The organism is Cohnella rhizosphaerae (assembly GCF_029525575.1).
Classification (GTDB): domain Bacteria; phylum Bacillota; class Bacilli; order Paenibacillales; family Paenibacillaceae; genus Cohnella; species Cohnella rhizosphaerae.
Genome location: NZ_JAPDIA010000009.1, coordinates 734,601 through 753,069 on the forward strand (window position 1 = coordinate 734,601; position 18,469 = coordinate 753,069).

Consider the following 18,469-nt stretch of genomic DNA (forward strand, 5'->3'; position numbering starts at 1 on the left):
GGGGGGGACCGGTACCGATGGCTGTCTTCGGTCGTGACTCGGGAGCCGCGGACGAGACGGCTCCGGAAGCTGCCTTTGAGCTGCTGCTGAGCGGTACCGACTGGCGGCTGACGGGATGGTACCCGAACCAATGGCAGCCCCGGCTGTCGATGGAGCTCGGCGTGTCTATCCTGCCGGCCGTGGCGGAGCTGCCGGCTTCGGTGCCGGGCGCCGTGCAGACGGATCTGCTCGCGGCAGGACGGATGGCTGATCCGTTCGTCGGTCTGGACAGTCTGCACGGCGAATGGGTGACGCAGCGGGAGTGGATTTATTCGAAGACAGTGCATATTCCGCACGGCTGGGCGCGGGATCGCTGCGAGCTGGCGTTCGAGGGGCTGGACTATGCGGGCAGCGTGTTCTGGAACGGACGCAAGGCTGCAGACTTCGAGGGGACGTTCCTGCCGGTCGTCGTCGACGTGACGGGCAGCCTGGCGCCCGGCGGCGCGAACCTGCTGCAGGTGATGCTCCGGCAGCCGCCGGAGCTGGACGGCCAGGTCGGCTACTCGTCGCGGATCCGCCGCCTGAAGGCGCGCTTCGGCTACGGATGGGACTGGATCCCGCGGATGGTCGCGGTCGGCATCTGGCGGGACGTCCGGCTTCGCACTTACGAAGGCGTGGCCGTCCGGGATTTCTATCCGGAGGCCGCGCCTGCTGAAGCGCCCGGGCAAGGCACGGTGAACTTTCGCACGGAGGTCGAGGTCATGCGACCCGGCGAATACGATTGCCTGTACGCGCTTGAAGATGCGGAGGGCCGCACGATCTGGCAGACGCGCCGGCGGGAGCCGCTGCGGGCCGGCCCCGCGCAGCTCGCGCTTGCGGCCGAGGTAGCCGGCATCGACCTGTGGTGGCCTGCCGGCATGGGGGCGCAGCCGCGCTACCGGGCCCGCCTCGAGCTGCGCGACGGCGAAGGCCGCGTCCTCGCCGCGGCAGCCAGGACGATCGGCTTCCGCCGCATCGAGTGGCGCGCCAATCCGGGATCGCCGGCCGACGCGCTGCCGTATACGGCCGTCGTCAACGGCTTGCCCGTCTTTCTACGCGGCGTGAACTGGGTGCCCGTATCCCCTTATTACGGGGCGGTGACGGAGGCGGACTACCGGGCACGGCTCGACCCGCTCGCGGAGATGAACGTCAACGTGCTGCGCGTCTGGGGCGGGGGCATCATCGAGACGCCCGCATTTTACGATTATTGCGATCGCCGGGGCCTGCTCGTCTGGCAGGAGCTGCTCCAGTCGTCCAGCGCGCTCGACAACTGCCCGCCGGACGATCCGCAGCTGCTTGAGAGGCTGGCGGCCGTCACGACGGCCGCCGTGCGCGAGAAGCGGGCGCATCCGAGCCTGCTGCTCTGGTGCGGGGGGCAACGAATTGATGTGGGAAGGCTTCCGCCCGGTCGACGAGCGTCACGCGAACATCGCCATGCTGGCCGGACTGGTCCGCGAGCTCGATCCGGGCCGGCGTTTCCTGCCGGCCAGCGCGTCGGGGCCGGCGTTCTGCGCGGATGCGAGGGATTTCGGACGCGGTCTCCATCATGACGTGCACGGCCCGTGGCTTTATGCCGGGAGTCCCGGCCACTACGCCTTCTTCAACGGAGACGATGCGCTCTTCCGCTCGGAGACCGGCACGCCGGGCGCTTCCCGCCCGGGTCTGCTTCGCGCGCTGCGCGGCAGGTGCGACGCGTGGCCGCCGACCGCGGACAATCCGTACTGGACGCATCGCGGCAGCTGGTGGGTGCCGTGGGAAGCGGTCGGCGAGTCGTTCGGGCCGTGGCGCCGCGACGAGGACGAACTGGAGCAATTCGCGCGCTGCAGCCGATTTTTGCAGAAGGAGTCGCTTCGTTATTCGGCCGAAGCGACGCGCAGGCGCGCGCCGCAAGCATCTGGATTTCTCGTGTGGATGGGCAACGAGCCGTTCCCGAATAACGCGAACACGTCGGTTCTGGAGTACGACGGCATGCCCAAGCCCGCTTATTACGCCTTGAAAAAAGCGTTTGCACCGCTCCACGTGTCGGCCCGGTACGACCGGACGGACTATCGGACCGGCGACGCCTTCCGCGCGGAGATCCATCTTCACGCCGAGTATGCCGAAGCTTTGCATCCGGCAGCCGGTGCCGTCGTCCGCGCGGCTGCCTTCGATCTCGGCGGCGCGCTGCTGGCGGAGCGGGAGTTTGCCGCTTTTCCGCTGCCGTCCGGGTCGGCGCCGCTCGGCGCGGTCGCGTTTGCCGTGCCCGAGCTGGCGGAGCCGGTCTTCCTGCTGCGCCTCGAAGCCGCGGCGCTGGACGGCCGGACGCTCGCGGAGACGACCTACTTGTACACGGCGACGAATGGCAGCCGCGCTTGGGAGCCGCTTCGGTCGCTCCCCGAGGCGGGAGCCGTGACGATCCGGCCCGCCTCCAGGAGCGACCGCGAAGTTTTGGTATCCAACCAATCAAGCGTCGCGGCGGTCGAGCTGTGGATGGAGGCGGAGGACGAAGCCGGACGCCCGGTTCGCTTCGCGGACAACGGACTGACGCTGCTGCCCGGGGAATGCCGGACGGTCGGCTGGTCCGGCCGGAGCGGCAGGCTGTCTTCGCTTCGCGCGGAGGGGTTCAACGCACGAGCCGAATACCTCGGGGACCATGCATAAAAACAAAGCCGCACGACGGCAAAGGAAGCGAGAGGGGAAACCATGTTGAACGACATTCAAACGGTCCGTCAGGACTACGAACTGGCAAGCGGCGGGCAGACGAAGCTGATTTGGCAATACGATGAGGCGGTCGGCGGTTACGGTTACACGCTGGCATCGCAGGAGGGCGAACAGGCCAGGGCGATGACGCCGGCGCTGCAGCCGCTCGTGCGGGGCGCGCGGTTTAATCTGTTCCCGGCGCGAATCGAGCGGCGTTCGCCGAACGCGCTGGCGTTCGAAGGCGCCGTATTCGAAGGCGGACGCCTGCTGTACGAGTGGACCGGCACGGCCGAAGCCGATCCGGCGACCGGCTGGGTGCGGATCGAGATCGCGCTGCAAGGCGAAGGGAAGGTGGCGATCGGCAGCGGGCCGCTCGAGCCGGAGATCGCCGTCAACCTGGGTGAATTGCCGCCATACGAGCGCGGCGACCACGTTTGGTTCAAGACGAACATCGACAATCCGACCAAGTGGAACGACGAAGCGAGAGGCAACGATTTTCCGGCTTGCTATTATTACGATTCGTACAAAAAAATTCGGCGTCATGCTGTTTTTCGATATGTCCGCCATGGGGTGGATGGCGGAATCGGGCATCGAGCGCTTCCTCCATTACCGGTGCGGCTTGCGCAGAACCTACGGCTACGGACCGGGCGAGCTGGCGGTCGGGCTGATCGGAGACCGCGCGTTCTCGGCCGACATCCCGGTGGCGGGCACGCGCTTCTCCTACGGCATCCGCTGCTTCTCGCTGGACGCGCCTCCGACCGAGCAGAGCGCCGTAGTCGATCTGGTGGAAGCCTGCCTCCATTTCGTCCCGAAGGCGACGGCTTCGCCCCCCAACCGCGCGAGCTGGCGCGAGTTCGGCTTGAAGTGCGCCGCGGACCTGCTGGATACGAACGCTTGCTGGAGCAACGACGGCAACTGCGACATGCTGATTCCTTACGTCAACGGCGTGTCGCCGGCGTGGGAGGAGTCGTTCAAGGCGAAGGGGCTGACGATCGACTTCCGCAACCAGCCCGGACTCGACGCGGCGCTGATGATGATCCATCCGCTCACGGAGCTCGCGGAAGCGGCCCCCGCGTCCGAATACACGCTGCTGCGGGATAAGGTCTGGCAATATATCAACCACGCGGGAGGCGAGTTTCTCGGCGAACAGCCGCGGATCTGGGGGACCTGGCAGTACGTTTACCTGCTGCACGAATGGTGGCGTGCCGCCTGGTTCAGAGAAGACGAGGCAGCTTGCGCGCGCATCGAGGAAGCCGTGAACCGGATCGTCATTCCGCTTGCCCGGAAGACGGGCTATCTGTTTCCGCTGTCGTTCCGCGCGCCCGAGCTTCGCAAGCACGGCAACGGCGACAACTATCCGGTGGCCGGCGCCTACGCTTACTTTATGCTGCTGCTGTACAAGGCAAGGAAAGACGCGGAATATCTGGCGGAAGCCGAGCGCTCGCTCCAGGTGCTGCTGCAGCTGCCGGTGAACAGCCTGCACCAGGAGTCGTTCCTGCTGTCGATGGCCGTGCAGGCGGCGGACGGATTGGAGAGAGAGACCGGGGACCCTTCCTACGGGGAGGCCTACCGCTATCTGCTCGCGCAAAACCTCCGCATGATGTATTGGTACGACGATCCTTCTTTTGCCGATTACCGGATTTGGGGCATGTTCCAGGCATGCACGCCGATGCTGTATCCCGCGTTTTTCGAAAATATCGAATGTTCGGCCCGGATTGCCTCCACGCTGAAGGACAGAGACGCATCGCCCGGGTTGCTGCTGGCGTTTAACCAGGCGAGGACCAACAATTACTATTGCTTCCCGCGCTGCCTGCCCGACAAATTCCGGCTGTCGGAGCTCGAATATATTCCGCTGGAAAATCTGGGGACGCTCGAGGACGACAAGACCGGTTATGCGGGCCAGGAAATCTATGGCGCGGGGCAGACCTTCCGGGCGGCGATGCTGTGGGACCAATGGCTGTCCTGCAGCGAGCCGGACATCTACGTCATGAACCTGGACGGCTACGAGCTGACGCGCCGTTCCGACGTTCGCGAAGCGCGGACCTTCCTGGTCGTCAACCTTGGTGAAGCGGAAAAGAGCTGCGCGCTGGAGACGGGATCGCCTTCCGCCAACGTCGTCGTCGAAGCGCTGCGAGGAGCGTCCGCCGCGGCGGAGCGCGTCGTGCCTGACGCTGCAGGCCGGGTTGCCGTGCGGCTCGCGCCAAGCGAGCGGGTAACGGTCCGGGTGAAGGTGGTCGGGTGACAGTCGCGCGACAGTCGCGCGAAGACAGGCACCTGATTCAATGGGACGGATGACTCGGCACGGCGAACTGTTCTATACTGTAGGAACTTAAGCCGTAGACGGGAAGGAGCAGCGCCATGAGCCGTGCCGTTGGTTCGAGCCTCTGGCGCGCGATCCGTCTGGACACGCTGCGGGGCCGGCTTAGCATTCTGCTGATCGTCGTGACCATTACGCCGATCGTGCTGATCGGATTCACCTCTTATTACTGGATGTACAAAGGCCAGAGCGAGAAAATCGTCGCGAACTATCAGTCCATGGTCGACGGACAGCGGGCCGCCATCGAGAAGGCCGCCGCCACGCTGGGCAGCGTATCGCAGCTGCTCGTCGTGGACGGCGGCCTTGGCGACGATATTATCGCCTATCTGACGGCAGCGGACCCGGTGGAGAAGACGGAGCTGTTCCGCGGCATCGACAAGTCGCTCATCAATATCGCTTACTCGAATCTGATCGTGAACGGATTGTTCTTTTTCATGCCGGATTATCCGTCCGCCTACCAGTTCGAATCCGCGCCGATCAAGCCCGACCTGCCCGACACGGTGCTGCGGCCGCGACCGGAGGACGTGCTGTACCGGGCGAACCAGCTGATGTTTCTCGGACCGCATCCGTCGGCGCTGGCGGGGCACGACGAGCCCGTCCTCTCCTTGACGAGGCTCGTCGAATACGGCGCCGGCCGTTCCTATTACATGTATCTGGAGGCCGAATTCGGCGAGCTGCTGCGGCCGTCGGGAACGGAGGCGAAGGGCGCCCCGCTTAACGTGCTGACGCAAGCCGACGGCACCGTGATGTACAGTGACTTGCCGGAGGGGGGCCGAGGTCGGACAGCGTCTGGATCCGCAAAGCGAAGGCTTGAACGCGTACAAGCGTTTCGAGTCGGCCGGCGGCGGAGGCTGGAGGCTGTATTCGCTCGTTGGGCTCGACGACTTCCGCCGGGAGCTGCGCCAGTGGCAGCGCCAATTTTTGCTCGTAGCCGCCTTGTCCATTCTGGTGACCATTTTGGCCGCTTCTTATATATGGCGCATGGTGTATCATCCGATTCAGCGCATGAACCGCGCGATCAGGCGCTTCAGTCACGATCCGTCGGCAAAAACCGCGATCGCAACGAAGCTGCAGGAGTTCGATATGCTGTTCGCGAGCTTCCAGTCGATGCGGGAGCGGATCATCGATCTGATCTCGGAGGTCGAGCGCAAGGAGAAGCGCAGGAGCGAGCTCGAAGTCGAGAAGCTGATGAGCCAGATCAATCCGCATTTTCTGCACAACTCGCTCAATACGATCCAATGGCTTGCCAAGGCGAACGGCCAGGACGAGATTTACAATCTCGTCAAGGTGTTCACGCGCGTGCTGCATTATAACCTGGGCAAGGGCAGCATGGTCGTGACGGTCCGCGACGAGATCGTCGCCCTCCGCGATTATATCGAGCTGCAGAACGTCCGGTACGATCACCGGTTCAACGTTTCGATCGATTGCGATCCCCGGTTGGGCGAGACGCCGATCCCGCGGTTCGTGCTCCAGCCGCTCGTCGAGAATTCGCTGTACCACGGGCTGCTGAGCGAGCAGGGCGACATCCGCGTGACGATCAGGGAGGAAGGCGGCGAACGCCTGGCCATTGCCGTCGCCGACGACGGCAAAGGCATGACCGAGGCGCGGATGAACGAGCTGCTCGAGGGCGGCGGACGCGGACAGGGTCTTGGCATCGGTCTTCAATACGTCAAAAAAATGCTGGACGTGCACTACGGCGGCGCGGCGCGGCTCGAGATCGACAGCGAGCCGGACAAAGGCACGCGCATTCGAATCCTGGTGCCGATCCGGCCGGAAGGAGGCGTCCTCGATGATTAAAGTGCTCATGGTGGAGGACGAGCCGCTCGTTCGCCGGGGCATCGCAAGCATGATGCCGTTCGAGCGGTTCGGCATGATGCTCGTCGGCGAAGCCTCGAGCGGCGAAGAGGCGCTGGAGGCGCTGAAGCGGCTGCAGGCCGACGTGCTGCTGGCGGATATCTCGATGCCGGGCATGAGCGGGCTCGAGCTGCTGGCCATCGTAAGGGAGCGTTATCCCCGCATGCTGCCCGTCATGCTGACCTGCCACCAGGACTTCCACTATCTCCAGCAGGCGATGCGACTTGGCGCGGTCGATTATATGGTCAAAACGCAGCTCGACGACGATTCGGTCCAGGAACTGCTCGGGCGCGTGGCCAGGCGGCTGCAGGAGCAGCAAGGCGAGTCTTCGGCCGGCGCTGTCGGAACCGGGATCCAGGGAGACGACATCGCCGCCGCATGGGAGACGCTCAGCTGGCTGGTCGACGACCGCCGGTACGGGCAGATGCTGGACGATACGGCCCGCGCCTTGCCTGCCGCCGTCTGGCGGGGCAAGCTCGAGGAGTCGCTGCAGCTGTGGCTGGACAAATGTCCGTCGCTCGAGCAAGCGCGTCCGGCATCCGGATGGCCGGCCGGTAGCTCGGTATCCGAGCTTGCCGAGGAAGCGGAAGCGTTCCGGACAGCGGCCCGCCGCCTGCTTCGCGGCACCATGTACTCGGAAGAGGTGATCCGGTCCGTCATTCGGGCGGTGGACCTGCTGCACGAGCGGCCGGGCGAGCGGCCGAGCCAGGCGGACGTGTGCAAGGCGGTGACGATGAGCGTCGGCTACTTCAGCAAATGCTTCAAGGAGATTACCGGGCAGTCCTACGTTGCGGCAGCGCAGCGCATGTCCCTCCGCGAGGCGGAGCAGCTGCTGCGGAACACGAACGAGCCGGTGTACCGGATCGCGGAGCTGTCGGGCTTCGAGGACGAAAAGTATTTCGGCAAAATCTTCAGGCTCAAGACCGGTCTTACGCCGGGCGAGTACCGCCTCCGCAGCCGGAATGAAATCAAGGCGCAGGAAGACGAATAGCCATCCGAGCCATCCAATGGCAGGCATCCAGTGCCCTCCATTACAACCCGGTGCAGCCCAGTACAACCCGGTACAACCCGGTGCCATCCGGCCATTTACGGCGAATCTTATCGCCGAAAAGGCCGGTTTTTTTGCTTTTTGCGGCGAATCAGCGCAAAAAAAACCTTCCCAATGGAGCAAACCGTTCCGTCCCGGGCTTTCCCTGAAAGGGGTTACAATAAGAAGCGAAAGGGGGGCGGGCAGATGAGCCGCATAACGAACAAACATAGAGGCATCCGGGAAATCGTTCATAATCGTTCCCTTTACCTGCTGGCCGTTCCGGCTATCCTGTTCAGCGTCGTGTTCTCGTATTTGCCCATGGCGGGCGTCGCGATCGCGTTCCAGGATTTTAATCCGCTCGCCGGCTTGTTCGGCAGCGAGTGGGTCGGCCTCGACAACTTCCGGTTTTTCTTCCGGGGCAGCGATTGGCTGATCATTACGTTCCACACGGTGTTTTTCAACCTGATGTTCATCATCACGGGAACCGCGCTGGCGCTGGCGCTCGCCGTCATGCTGACCGAGCTCGGGCGCAATGCGGTCGTTCGGACCGTACAGTCCGTCATGATCCTGCCGAACTTTATCTCGTGGCCGATCATCGGGCTGTTCTCCGTCACCTTCTTTACGGCGGATACCGGCGCGATCAATCAGTTCCTGCATGCGGCGGGACTTGCGCCCATCGATTTCTACACGGAGCCCGGCGTATGGCCGCCGATCCTCGTACTCGTTAATCTGTGGAAAACGGCCGGCTTCGGCGCGATCGTCTACATGGCCGCGATCGTCGGCATCGACCGGGAGCTGTACGAGGCGGCGCGGATCGACGGCGCCACCCGCTTCCAGTGTATCTTCCGCATTACGCTGCCGCTGCTGAAGAGCACGATCGTCATGCTGTTCCTGCTCAGTCTGGGCAACATTTTCGGCGGCAATCTGGAGATGATCTACTCCCTCGTCGGCGACAACTCGTTCCTCTTCGGAAGTACGGATACGATCGACACCTACGTGTTCAGAGCGCTGCGGACGTCCGGCTCGCTCGGCATGACGCAAGCCATCGCGCTGTACCAATCCGTGGTCGGCTTCCTGCTCGTCGTCACGGCGAACAAGATCGCAGCCAAGCTCGATCGCGAATCCGCCCTGATTCTAAACAGCAAGGAGGCGACACGGCCGCAATGCAAAATTCCCGCAACGACAAATGGCTGGCGGTCCTATTCTATGCCTTTACGATCGTCTTCGCCGCCTTGTGCCTGTATCCGTTCCTGCTCGTGATCGCGAGCTCCTTTACGGAGGAAGCGACGCTGCTGCGCAACGGATACCGGCTCCTGCCCGAAGCCTACTCGTTTAACGCATACAAAGCGATCTTCAGCACGAATACGATACCGGACGCGTACCTCGTCACCATTTTTATCACGGTCGCCGGCACGGCGCTCAGTCTTCTGGTCACCAGCCTTGCCGCGTATTCCCTGTCCGGCAGCCGACTCCGTTATGCGCCGCAGCTCGCCCTGTTTTTCTACTTTACGATGCTGTTCAGCGGCGGAATGGTGTCCAGCTACATTCTGACGACACGGTATCTCCATCTGCAGGATACGATCTGGGTTTACATCCTTCCTGCCGCGCTGTCGCCATGGAACCTGTTTTTGATGCGAAACTTTTTCAACGACATTCCGAAGGAGCTGTTCGAATCCGTAAAGCTGGACGGCGCGGGGGGAGCTGCGGATTTTGCGGTCCATCGTGCTCCCGCTGTCGCTGCCGGCGCTGGCCACGATCGGACTGTTCTATGCGCTTGCCTACTGGTCGTCGTGGGCGCCCGCTATGCTGTATATCGAAAATCCGAAGCTTTATTCGCTGCAATATATCATCATGCAGATTATCCGCAACATCGATATGGCGCAAAATATCGCCGTATCGGGCACGCCGTCGGCGGTTCAGGCGGTTCCGGCTTACACGGTGCGCCTCGCCACCGCGATGGTCACGGTCGGGCCGATCATATTCCTCTATCCGTTCCTGCAGCGTTATTTCGTCGGGGGGATTAAAAGTTGGCGCTATTAAAGGCTGAGCACGGCCGCAAGGCCGGTTAACATAGCTTCAGCACCGCAATTCGATACGGCTTCATTCGCATCATTCATAACCGGGAGGGCTAGACATGAAGAGAAACGTAAAAGCAAAGCTGGCGCCGATGCTGGCATCCGCGCTGGCGCTGAGCCTGCTGGCGGCGTGCAGCAACGGCGGAACCGGCGGCAATGCCGCAAGCGGAACCGCCGCTAGCGGAACGAATGGCGAAGCAAGCGCGTCCGGCAGCGCGGCGGCGACGCAGACGGCGGGGACGGCCGGGGAAAAGACGCCGGAGCCGCTGACGCTTAACATTATGCTGTGGGGCGACAAGCCGAAGCAGTTCGACGAAGTGGTGGCCGAGTTCGAACGGCAGACGAAGGATACGCTGAACCTGAAGCTCAAGGTGACGTTCACGCCGCAAGCGGATTACGTCAATAAGCTGAAGCTGAAGCTGGCGGCGGGCGAGCAGGTCGATATCGCTTTCGACGCGCCCTGGATGAATATGAACGCGTTCATCGCCAAGGACAACTATACGAATCTCGACGGCTATTTTAACAACGACCAATATCCGGGGCTCAAGAAGGCGTTCGGCAGCGGTTATCTGGACAACAACAAGTTCACCGGCGCGGACGGGCAACTGCATACTTACGGCGTGCCGCTTGGCCAATACCTGAGCGATATGCCGGTCATCTATTACCGCAAGGACCTGGCGGCCAAGTACGGGATGAACGACATCAAGTCCTACGAGGAGCTGACGGCTTACTTCGATCAAGTGCTGGCCAACGACAAAAATATGATTCCGTTCGTCATCCGCAACGACGGCAACTACGGCGCGACGGCCGCGATCGACTTCAACAAGGACTTGCCCGTGAAGTACGAAGCGGGACTGTGGGACCTCAACCTGGCGCCGAACGTCGTGGCGACGCTGCAGCTCGACGGCAAGACGGTGAAGGGCGTCAAGCTGACGGGCGACAAGCTGGATAGCGCCGCGGCATTTCCAGCGCCATTCAATCAGCCGGACTATACGACGTATCAGACGATCCGCGAATGGCACGACAAAGGGTATATCGAGAAGGAGCCGATCGTCCGCAAGGATGCGCGCGGCACGTTCACGGCAGGCAAGGCGGCTTCGATGATGGAGGGCGTGGCCAACCTGGACGCCGTCAACGCGCAGCTCAAGGCGGGCGTTCCGTCGGCGGAGCTCGGCATGTTCGTCGTGCAGAAGACCGTGCGGGACATGGTTCAGCCGAATCCGACGCTCATCTCGGACTTCCGCGTTTGGAACTTTTTGTGCATCCCGAAGACCTCGGCCAACGCGGACCGCGCCATGGCGTTCATTAACTGGATTTTCGAAAACCAGGACAATCACGACCTGTTCGAGCTCGGCATCAAGGGAAAAAACTGGGAGCCGGTCGGCGACGATAAATTCAAGTATCCCGACGGTATCGATACGCTGCAAAATTATACGTTCCCGGGCTACATGCTGACCTGGAATCCGAACTATATCCGCCTGTCGGCCAATGTTCCGGACGATCTGGTCGCGTACTACCGGTACGTGGCCGATGAAAAATCCTACGTGCGGTCCGCGCTTGCCGGTTTCGCCTTCAATCAAGAGCCGGTGAAGAACCAGCTGGCCAATCCGGACTTCGCCAAGATTTTCAATGAAACGCTAGCCTACCAATTGGGCATGGTCGAGACGCCTGCGGCGGGCCTGCAGAAGCTGCAAGCGAAATGGGAAGGCAACAAAGCGCTGCAAAGCGATATCGCGGCGATCAAGGCGGAGCTGAAGAAGCAGGTCGAGGCGTTCCTCGCGCAGCAGAGCGGGACGTAACGCGGCGTGAGAGCGGACGACCGCAACTTCGGCTGCCGGATCAAGCGCGATCTGGTCTACAAAGGCTATGAAGCCGTCGTCATGGAAAACGAGGCGTTCCGTCTGACCGTGCTGCCCGGCAAGGGCACGGACCTGATCGAGCTGCTGCACAAGCCGACCGACACCGACTTCGCTTGGTTTACCAGGCTCGGACTGCGCCCGAAGGAGGCGGCCTTTCACGATTTTCAGAGCCAATACGAGGGCGGATGGCAGGAGATCCTCCCCAATCTAGGCGGTCGTCACACGCATCGGGGAACGGAGCTTGCGGCATACGGGGAGGCGGCATTGTCCGCCTGGCGATACGACATCGAGGAAGACGGCCCTGCGCGCATCCGCGTCGTCTTCAGGCTGGAGCTGCGGTCGCTGCCGCTGGCTATCGAGAAGCGCTTCGAGATGACGAGCGGCGAAGCCGGCTTTCGCCTGGAAGAGCGGCTGACGAACGTCTCGCCCGCCGTCGTCCATGCCGATTGGGGACATCACATCACGTTCGGCGAGCCGTTTCTTGTCCCGGGTACGCTCATTTCCTTACCGGACGGGGAGACAACTTATGAGCTTCCTGCGAAGGGCAGCCCGGGAGGCTTCGGCGTGCTTCCGGCCGGGCCCGGCCGCTACGCGCTAATGCGTCCGGACGACATCGGCGCCGAGGTGAGCTGGGATGCCCAGGTATGGCCGTTTCTCTGGTTTTGGCGGGATCATGGCGGCGATACAAGCCCGCCCTACTTCGGCAGCCACTACAACGTGGGGTTGGAGATGTTCTCCTCGCCGCCGTCGGCTGCGCTGGAAGACAGCATCGCTGCCGGGACGGCTTTACGGCTGGAGCCGTACGGTACGATTGATGCGCGTTTGGCGTTTCGGGTATTGCTCCCTTGATCATTGGCCTTTGAGTCATTTGCTTCCCATGGCCGTGCGGGCAGGCAGCAAACTTTCTCTCATTGACGGTACCGACAACGAAACGGAGTGGAGCGCATGAGCGGCGGAAAGGGCAGGACGGTTTTGTTTCAGGGCGACTCGATTACGGACGGCAGCTGGAGGCGCGACGGCAACGACCCGAATGCGGCGCTTGGCCACAGTTATGCCTACTTGATCGCGGCGCAGCTCGGCTGCGAGCGCGCGGACAGCGGGCACCGGTTTGTCAATCGAGGCGTGAGCGGCAACCGCGTGTCCGACTTGTATGCCAGATGGAACGAAGATGCCTTTCATCTGAATCCAGACATCATCAGCATTCTGATCGGGGTCAACGACGCCTGGCGGATCGAATCGACGATTACGGTGCCGTCGTCCGGCAGCTGGCACGGGAGTTCCAAGCGCAATTTGTTCCGCTTCAGGAACCGTTCGACCGGGCGGCTGAGCGCACCAAAGCTTCGGATTGGATCTTCGACGGCGTTCACCCAACGGCGGCGGGCAACCGATTGATCGCAAACGCGTGGCTTGACGTCGTTCAACGCAGCATTTTGGCTATTCGATAAAACGCAAGAAGCCGGCAGGATCTCCTTAATCCTGCCGGCTTCTTGCGTTTTGTCATTGGCGGGGGCTTAACGTCCGCGCTCGTACCAATACCCCGTCACGCCGCGCTCCAGACGCAGCAGCGCTTCCAGGTAATAATAATCGCCCCAGATCGTGTAGTCGTCGGGCGAGATGCCGCCGCGCACGTGATAGGAGCCGCGGCGGATGAAGCCTTCGGCTTCGCCGTCGTCGCGCTCGGCGTAGCCGTCGCGCAGCGCCGTCACGGTCGTCTTCGCCGCGTCGATGAAGCGCTGGCGCTCGGGGTCGCTCTCGTCAAGCTGGCTCGCGATCTCGAGCAGGCCGCATGCCGTGATGGCCGACGCGGAGCTGTCTCGGTACGAGGACGGCTCCTGCGGCACCTCGAAGTCCCAATACACGACGCCGTCCTCCGGCACCCGGGCGAGGAAGTGGCGCGCCATGCGCTTCGCCGTCTCCAGCAGGTCGGCATTGCCGAGATAGCGGCTGTTCAACGCGAAGCCGTAGATGCCCCAAGCCTGGCCGCGCGTCCACGTGCTGCCGTCGGTGTTGCCCTGGTGCGTGCCGCCGCGGATGGCATTCCCGTTTTCTGGGTCGAAGTAGAACGTATGATAGCTCGAATCGTCGCCGCGCACGAGGAACCGGCGGCTTTTCAGCGCGTGCGCCTCGGCGACGCGGCGGTATTCGGGATCGCCCGTCTGTTCGCCGGCCCAGAGCAAAAGCGGCAGATTCAGCAGGCAGTCGATGATGATGCGTCCGCCGTTTTCCGGATCGCCCTTCGGTCCCCAGGCCTGGATAATGCCCGCATCCGCGCGCCAGCGGCGCATCAGCACGTCGGCGGCATCGAGCGCCAGCTTGCGCGCGGATTCGTCCTTTTCGACGATCCATTGGGCCTTGGCCGACAGCGAGTATAGGAAGCCGATGTCGTGATGATCGAGATTCTCGAAACGATCCAGACGTTCGCGGAAGCTCGCGACCGTCCGGACGGCGCCCTCGCGGTATTGCTCGTCTCCCGTATATTCGTAGCAGAGCCACAGGATGCCGGACCAGAAACCGTCTGTCCAGTCGGTATTGTCGTTCAGCACGTACTTGTTGCTCCCGTCGCTGACATGGGGGGAATCGGTCCCCGAATTGCTTGAGATTGCGGGCGGTAATGCCGAGCGCGTCGCCTATCGCTTGCTGCCACATATCGAATGGCCTCCCTGATCCGAAGTTCTTTTCACCCACATTATATAAAATCGGGCTTCGGGCGGGTTGCGGGAGTATATGGCTAAGTTGCGGTCAAGGGTGAGCGGAGAAGCCCTGCTGCACCGTCCTGCGGAACGTCTCGGGGCTCACGCCCTTGCACTTCTTGAACAGCTGGCAAAAGTGGGAGGCGCCGAAGCCCCCGACCTGCTCCGCGATCGAGCGGATCGAATCCGAGGTCGAGCTGAGCAGCCTGCAGGCCTCGCGAATCCGGCGGGCGGTGATGTAATCCCGGATACTGCTGCCCGTATGCTCCTTGAAAAGATGGGACAGGTAATACGGCGACAGATGAAGCTCGCCCGAGAGCGACTGGAGGTCGAACGGACGCGCGTACCGTTCTTCGATCCAATCCATCATCCGGTCGATATGAAGAGAGCGTCCCTCGGCTTCGGGCGAGCCGTCGCGGCCGGCTTCCGGGAACGCCCGGTGCCGCAGCTCGTGGAGCAGCGACACGAGGAACAGCGAACGCTCCTCCTCCTTGGCGGGCCCGACCGCGCCGCAGCGCTCGTGGAAGTCCCGCAGCAGGCCCGGCAGACGTTCCGACGTGCCAAGGTCGCAGAAGGAGCGGGACAACAGGCCCCGCTTCAGCCTCAAAAACCAGCGTGCGAGGGCCGGATAAGGCGTCAAATAAGGTTCGACGATTCGCGGATCGAACTTCACCAGCGACCGGACGTAGGGCGCGCCGGGCACGGACGGGACTTCGACCTTGTGAAGCTGGTAGGGCAAAAAAAGAAGCAGCGTGCCCGGACGGATCGGATAGCGGGCGTCCTCGGTCATGGCTTCTCCGTTTCCCTCGTGGACATAAAGCAGCTCGATGCCTTGGTGCGCGTGATAAGCGAGCCAGTCCTCGTCGTTCGTCGTTTGCCGATAAGAGGAAAAAAAAGCGTCCGGCCCCAGGTTCAACGTCATAATTCGATTCAAACGGCCCATCCCCCCGTCTCCGCATTCATGATAGATTATATCATGTAAGGGTGAAAAGGCGACGAAGCGCCGCGATTGATTACCTATGCGTATAGACCGGAGGGAGTGCGAGAGATGACCGCGTCCAAACGAAAGCTTAGCGCCATTACCGGATTTTTATTGTCGTCCGCGCTGCTGCTGGCTTCCTCGGTGTGGCCGTACCGCGATACGGCCGTCGCCGCCGTCACGTCGGAAGAGGCCACGATACTCCAGAGCAGCCTGAAGCAGAAGCTCGGCGCCCGCAGCGAATCCTTCATAGTGTCGCTCAAGGGCAAGCTGACGACCGCCGAAGCGTCCAAGGCGTTCGACAGCGTCTTCGCCGCCGACGATTATCTGAAGTACGCGATTCGCTCGTATCGCTATACCGTCAGCTCTAACGGCTCCACTTCCACCTTGAGCGTGAATATGAAGTATTGGGAAAACGCGGAACAAACCGCCTACGTGAACGCGCGCTCGAAGCAGATTCTCGCTTCCATCGTCTCCAAGAGCATGAACGCGCATCAAAAAAGTCAAAGCCATCCACGACTGGGTGCTGCTAAACGTCGCCTACGACCGCACGCTGGTCCGGCACTCGGCATACGACGCGCTGAAAAGCGGGCTGACCGTCTGTCAGGGCTACGCCTCGCTCACATACAGACTGCTGACGGACGCGGGCATCCCCGCCCGCATCGTCGAAGGCACCGTGAGCACCGGCGCGCACACGTGGAATCTCGTCAAGCTGGACGGCGTCTGGTACCAGCTGGACACGACGTTCGACGACCCGGTGCCGGACGTCAAGGGCAGGACGACTTACGGCTACTATCTCGTGACGGACGCCGCCCTGAAGAAGGACCATACGTGGAAGGCCGTCTATCCGCAGGCGGTCACCTCGTACAAGAACACGCTCGACGCGCTGATGGCGAAGGACAAGACGCGCACGGCATTTTATGATGATTTGCGCGAGGATATGGGACTCGACTACCTGGATCCGTCCCGGTCCGTGTCCACGGTCAAGGAGATCGCCGCCCAGCTTCGCGCGGCAGCCGCGGCGGGCCGGACGACAGCCAAGATGCGTTATACGGCCGAAGCGAAGCCCGACCTCGACGCTTTGTTGAAGCTGATGCCGGAGCTGTCGTCGGTGAGCTACAAGATGGAGTCGCTCGCGGGCGGGGAAGACGGGGACAGCATGCTGACCGTGAATTTCAAGCTTCGTCAGTAAAGGCTCCGCGAAAGGCTCCGCGATTTGGAAAAACATCCGCTTTTCCTGTATGATGCTTGCATGGAACGCTAGACGGGAGTGTTCGCGTGAGCCGCAAAGTCGTGCTTTTGTCGCTAACCATCGCCGCGGTCGCGTGCGCGCTGCTGTGGGTTAACTTTCATTATTTGAAAATGACGCCGAACACGCTCCGCGACTGGATGCTGTCGTTCGGCTGGATCGCGCCGGCCGTCTACATCGGCCTATTCGTGGCCAGGCCGTTCGTGCTGTTTCCGGCCTCGGTGCTGACGCTGGCGGGCGGGCTTGCCTTCGGCACCTGGTACGGTATGCTCTATACGTTTTTGGGCGAGCTACCCGGAGCGGTGCTGTCGTTTCTGCTGGCGCGCCAGGTCGGGATCGGCTTCTTTAAGGGACGCGACGATCCGCGCCTGCGCAAGCTCGAGGCCGCCATGCAGCGCCGCGGCTTTCCCATGGTGCTCATGCTGCGGATCGCGCCGTTCGTGCCGTTCGATCTCGTCAGCTATGCGGCCGGGGCCGCGCGCGTGCCGCTGCGGGCTTACGTGCCCGCCACGATCATCGGCACGCTGCCCGGCACGTTCGCCTTCTGTTTTCTCGGCGCCAGCCTGACGCGGGGCGACTGGCGGGAGATCGCGCTGGCGGTCGCCGTGTTCGCCGTCGCGATGCTCGTCCCGCTGCTGCTCAAGCGTCGAGTGGGAAGCGAGGTCGGTTAGCGCGGGTCGGCGCGGCCTATGATTACAATAAAAGGAACCGTACCCGCTATGGGACGGTTCCTTTTGCGCTCGCTTGTCGATTAAAGGTAGAAGAGACTGAGCGTGATCGTGCTGCCCGGAGTAATCGGCTGATCGAGCAGCGTCTGCGGAATGACGCGGCCGTTGTAGCGGACCGTCAGACCGATCGCTCCGCCGACCGGGATGCCGGCGACGCTGACGATGAAGCCGTTCGGGCCGAACTGGACCCTTCCGGTCGCATAGAGCGCTTGACGCAGCGTCATGCCGGGGTAGAACGTCACGTAGCTGGTGCCGGATACGTTCGGCAAGCCGATGCCGCCTTCGATCGTTACCGCTACGAAGCTGGACGGTCCAGGGAGCGGGACGGGAACCGGTACGGGTCCAGGAACGGGAATCGGCACCGGGATCGGAATCGGAACCGGAAACGGCGGTCTGGGCGGCGGGAACGGTCCTGGCCCTGGAGGAAACGGTCCGGGCGGTCTGGGCGGCGGGAACGGTCCGGGTCCTGGCGGGAACGGCCCGGGTCCGGGTGGGAACGGTCCTGGCCCTGGCGGGAACGGTCCGGGCGGTCTGGGCGGCGGGAACGGTCCTGGCCCCGGATGCGGTCCAGGTCCGGGCGGCCGCGGCGGGAGCAAGCCGCCGATGTGGGCGCCGCCCGGTCCGTGCGCGCGCTGATGCTCCGGCGTGAACCACCATGGGATTTGCCTGACAGGGATATCCGGCCCGACAGTCTCCGATTGTCGGCTCTGCTTGACGGCGATACCCGTCTTTTTCTTCGCAGGCGCCTTGGCGTGGAGCGTCGCTTCGCGCTTCGCTTCCGGCTGCCGATTCGCTTGCTTGGCTGCGGGCTTCCGTCGATCATGCCCTTTATTTGTCATGCACGTATTCCTCCTCGGCTGGGCGAATGTCGCTAAGGTACGATATGCGCCTGCCCAGAAGAAGGTGCGGAGGAGCCCCGGACAAAAAAAGCGGGCCTGCAGCCGAAGCTGCAAGCCCAAAAGATATATTATTGAAAAGGGGGGGTCATGTC

The 18,469-nt window shown here is 62.7% G+C and carries 18 protein-coding genes and 2 pseudogenes; 14 read left to right on the forward strand and 6 right to left on the reverse strand.

Features of this window, described 5'->3' with window-relative positions:
• Positions 1 to 17 precede the first annotated feature (17 nt).
• Together OMP40_RS37495 and OMP40_RS37500 are read left to right on the forward strand one after the other, a co-directional pair.
• A complete protein-coding gene (locus OMP40_RS37495) occupies positions 18 to 1,568 on the forward strand; it encodes a glycoside hydrolase family 2 protein (RefSeq protein ID WP_277539225.1) in 1,551 nt (516 codons plus the stop codon).
• Positions 1,453 to 2,658: a glycoside hydrolase family 2 protein gene (locus OMP40_RS37500; RefSeq protein ID WP_277539226.1), complete on the forward strand. Its 1,206-nt coding sequence runs from the start codon at positions 1,453 to 1,455 to the stop codon at positions 2,656 to 2,658. The genes OMP40_RS37495 and OMP40_RS37500 overlap by 116 nt, the downstream gene beginning before the upstream one ends.
• A gap of 143 nt (positions 2,659 to 2,801) precedes the next feature.
• Here OMP40_RS37500 and OMP40_RS37505 read toward each other — a convergent pair whose 3' ends face one another.
• Positions 2,802 to 3,188 carry a hypothetical protein gene (locus OMP40_RS37505; protein WP_277539228.1) on the reverse strand — a complete coding sequence of 129 codons (387 nt, stop codon included), beginning with the start codon at positions 3,186 to 3,188 and terminating at the stop codon, positions 2,802 to 2,804.
• 50 nt (positions 3,189 to 3,238) lie between these two features.
• On the opposite strand from OMP40_RS37505, the gene OMP40_RS37510 reads away from it, so the two are divergent.
• The 5 genes from OMP40_RS37510 (at position 3,239) to OMP40_RS37530 (ending at position 9,158) form a co-directional block, all read left to right on the forward strand.
• The gene (locus OMP40_RS37510) at positions 3,239 to 4,939 is read left to right on the forward strand and encodes a hypothetical protein (RefSeq protein ID WP_277539230.1); all 1,701 of its coding nucleotides are present in this window, start codon (positions 3,239 to 3,241) and stop codon (positions 4,937 to 4,939) included.
• Between the two features lie 116 nt (positions 4,940 to 5,055).
• A complete protein-coding gene (locus OMP40_RS37515; protein WP_277539232.1) occupies positions 5,056 to 6,327 on the forward strand; it encodes a hypothetical protein in 1,272 nt (423 codons plus the stop codon).
• The gene (locus tag OMP40_RS37520) at positions 6,212 to 6,811 is read left to right on the forward strand and encodes a sensor histidine kinase (protein WP_277539740.1); all 600 of its coding nucleotides are present in this window, start codon (positions 6,212 to 6,214) and stop codon (positions 6,809 to 6,811) included. Before OMP40_RS37515 ends, OMP40_RS37520 begins: the two co-directional genes overlap by 116 nt.
• Positions 6,804 to 7,859, forward strand: a complete 1,056-nt coding sequence (locus tag OMP40_RS37525) for a response regulator transcription factor (protein WP_277539235.1) — start codon at positions 6,804 to 6,806, stop codon at positions 7,857 to 7,859. The genes OMP40_RS37520 and OMP40_RS37525 overlap by 8 nt, the downstream gene beginning before the upstream one ends.
• 243 nt (positions 7,860 to 8,102) lie before the next feature.
• On the forward strand, positions 8,103 to 9,158 hold the full coding sequence (locus OMP40_RS37530; protein ID WP_277539237.1) for an ABC transporter permease: 1,056 nt from the start codon (positions 8,103 to 8,105) through the stop codon (positions 9,156 to 9,158).
• Here OMP40_RS37530 and OMP40_RS37535 read toward each other — a convergent pair.
• On the reverse strand, positions 9,098 to 9,619 hold the full coding sequence (locus tag OMP40_RS37535) for a hypothetical protein (protein ID WP_277539239.1): 522 nt from the start codon (positions 9,617 to 9,619) through the stop codon (positions 9,098 to 9,100). The two genes, OMP40_RS37530 and OMP40_RS37535, sit on opposite strands and share 61 nt — an antisense overlap.
• On the opposite strand from OMP40_RS37535, the gene OMP40_RS37540 reads away from it, so the two are divergent.
• The 5 genes and pseudogenes from OMP40_RS37540 to OMP40_RS42905 all read left to right on the forward strand — a co-directional run bounded on the left by OMP40_RS37540 (position 9,609) and on the right by OMP40_RS42905 (position 13,277).
• On the forward strand, positions 9,609 to 9,938 hold the full coding sequence (locus tag OMP40_RS37540) for an ABC transporter permease family protein (protein ID WP_277539241.1): 330 nt from the start codon (positions 9,609 to 9,611) through the stop codon (positions 9,936 to 9,938). The two genes, OMP40_RS37535 and OMP40_RS37540, sit on opposite strands and share 11 nt — an antisense overlap.
• Positions 9,939 to 10,032: 94 nt before the next feature.
• Positions 10,033 to 11,772, forward strand: coding sequence for an extracellular solute-binding protein (locus OMP40_RS37545; RefSeq protein WP_277539243.1), 1,740 nt, complete (start codon positions 10,033 to 10,035; stop codon positions 11,770 to 11,772).
• 6 nt (positions 11,773 to 11,778) lie between these two features.
• Positions 11,779 to 12,681 carry an aldose epimerase family protein gene (locus OMP40_RS37550; RefSeq protein ID WP_277539245.1) on the forward strand — a complete coding sequence of 301 codons (903 nt, stop codon included), beginning with the start codon at positions 11,779 to 11,781 and terminating at the stop codon, positions 12,679 to 12,681.
• A gap of 96 nt (positions 12,682 to 12,777) precedes the next feature.
• Positions 12,778 to 13,002, forward strand: a pseudogene (locus OMP40_RS42900) (SGNH/GDSL hydrolase family protein); the annotation flags it as partial.
• Positions 12,990 to 13,277, forward strand: a complete 288-nt coding sequence (locus tag OMP40_RS42905; protein ID WP_420872139.1) for a GDSL-type esterase/lipase family protein — start codon at positions 12,990 to 12,992, stop codon at positions 13,275 to 13,277. The pseudogene OMP40_RS42900 and the gene OMP40_RS42905, both read left to right, overlap by 13 nt.
• A gap of 66 nt (positions 13,278 to 13,343) precedes the next feature.
• Here OMP40_RS42905 and OMP40_RS37560 read toward each other — a convergent pair.
• The 3 genes and pseudogenes from OMP40_RS37560 to OMP40_RS37570 form a co-directional block, all read right to left on the reverse strand.
• Positions 13,344 to 14,478, reverse strand: a pseudogene (locus tag OMP40_RS37560) (glycoside hydrolase family 88 protein).
• 93 nt (positions 14,479 to 14,571) lie between these two features.
• Positions 14,572 to 15,456, reverse strand: coding sequence for a helix-turn-helix transcriptional regulator (locus OMP40_RS37565; RefSeq protein ID WP_277539247.1), 885 nt, complete (start codon positions 15,454 to 15,456; stop codon positions 14,572 to 14,574).
• 83 nt (positions 15,457 to 15,539) lie between these two features.
• Entirely contained in the window at positions 15,540 to 15,764 is a 225-nt protein-coding gene (locus tag OMP40_RS37570) for a hypothetical protein (protein ID WP_277539248.1), read from the reverse strand.
• Positions 15,765 to 15,994: 230 nt separating this feature from the next.
• On the opposite strand from OMP40_RS37570, the gene OMP40_RS37575 reads away from it, so the two are divergent.
• Positions 15,995 to 16,693 carry a transglutaminase domain-containing protein gene (locus tag OMP40_RS37575; protein ID WP_277539741.1) on the forward strand — a complete coding sequence of 233 codons (699 nt, stop codon included), beginning with the start codon at positions 15,995 to 15,997 and terminating at the stop codon, positions 16,691 to 16,693.
• Between the two features lie 86 nt (positions 16,694 to 16,779).
• A complete protein-coding gene (locus tag OMP40_RS37580; RefSeq protein WP_277539250.1) occupies positions 16,780 to 17,421 on the forward strand; it encodes a TVP38/TMEM64 family protein in 642 nt (213 codons plus the stop codon).
• Positions 17,422 to 17,501: 80 nt separating this feature from the next.
• On the opposite strand, the gene OMP40_RS37585 is transcribed toward OMP40_RS37580, so the two are convergent.
• Complete coding sequence (locus OMP40_RS37585) at positions 17,502 to 18,317, reverse strand: hypothetical protein (protein ID WP_277539252.1); 816 nt, start codon at positions 18,315 to 18,317, stop codon at positions 17,502 to 17,504.
• Between the last annotated feature and the right edge of the window lie 152 nt (positions 18,318 to 18,469).

Coding starts and splice junctions, on each gene's coding strand:
- OMP40_RS37495 (WP_277539225.1), top strand. CDS start 18: ATGGCTGTCTTCGGTCGTGACTCGGGAGCCGCGGACGAGACGGCTCCG.
- OMP40_RS37545 (WP_277539243.1), top strand. CDS start 10,033: ATGAAGAGAAACGTAAAAGCAAAGCTGGCGCCGATGCTGGCATCCGCG.
- OMP40_RS37515 (WP_277539232.1), top strand. CDS start 5,056: ATGAGCCGTGCCGTTGGTTCGAGCCTCTGGCGCGCGATCCGTCTGGAC.
- OMP40_RS37500 (WP_277539226.1), top strand. CDS start 1,453: ATGCTGGCCGGACTGGTCCGCGAGCTCGATCCGGGCCGGCGTTTCCTG.
- OMP40_RS37525 (WP_277539235.1), top strand. CDS start 6,804: ATGATTAAAGTGCTCATGGTGGAGGACGAGCCGCTCGTTCGCCGGGGC.
- OMP40_RS37530 (WP_277539237.1), top strand. CDS start 8,103: ATGAGCCGCATAACGAACAAACATAGAGGCATCCGGGAAATCGTTCAT.
- OMP40_RS37535 (WP_277539239.1), bottom strand. CDS start 9,619: ATGGACCGCAAAATCCGCAGCTCCCCCCGCGCCGTCCAGCTTTACGGA.
- OMP40_RS37510 (WP_277539230.1), top strand. CDS start 3,239: ATGCTGTTTTTCGATATGTCCGCCATGGGGTGGATGGCGGAATCGGGC.
- OMP40_RS42905 (WP_420872139.1), top strand. CDS start 12,990: ATGGAACGAAGATGCCTTTCATCTGAATCCAGACATCATCAGCATTCT.
- OMP40_RS37585 (WP_277539252.1), bottom strand. CDS start 18,317: ATGACAAATAAAGGGCATGATCGACGGAAGCCCGCAGCCAAGCAAGCG.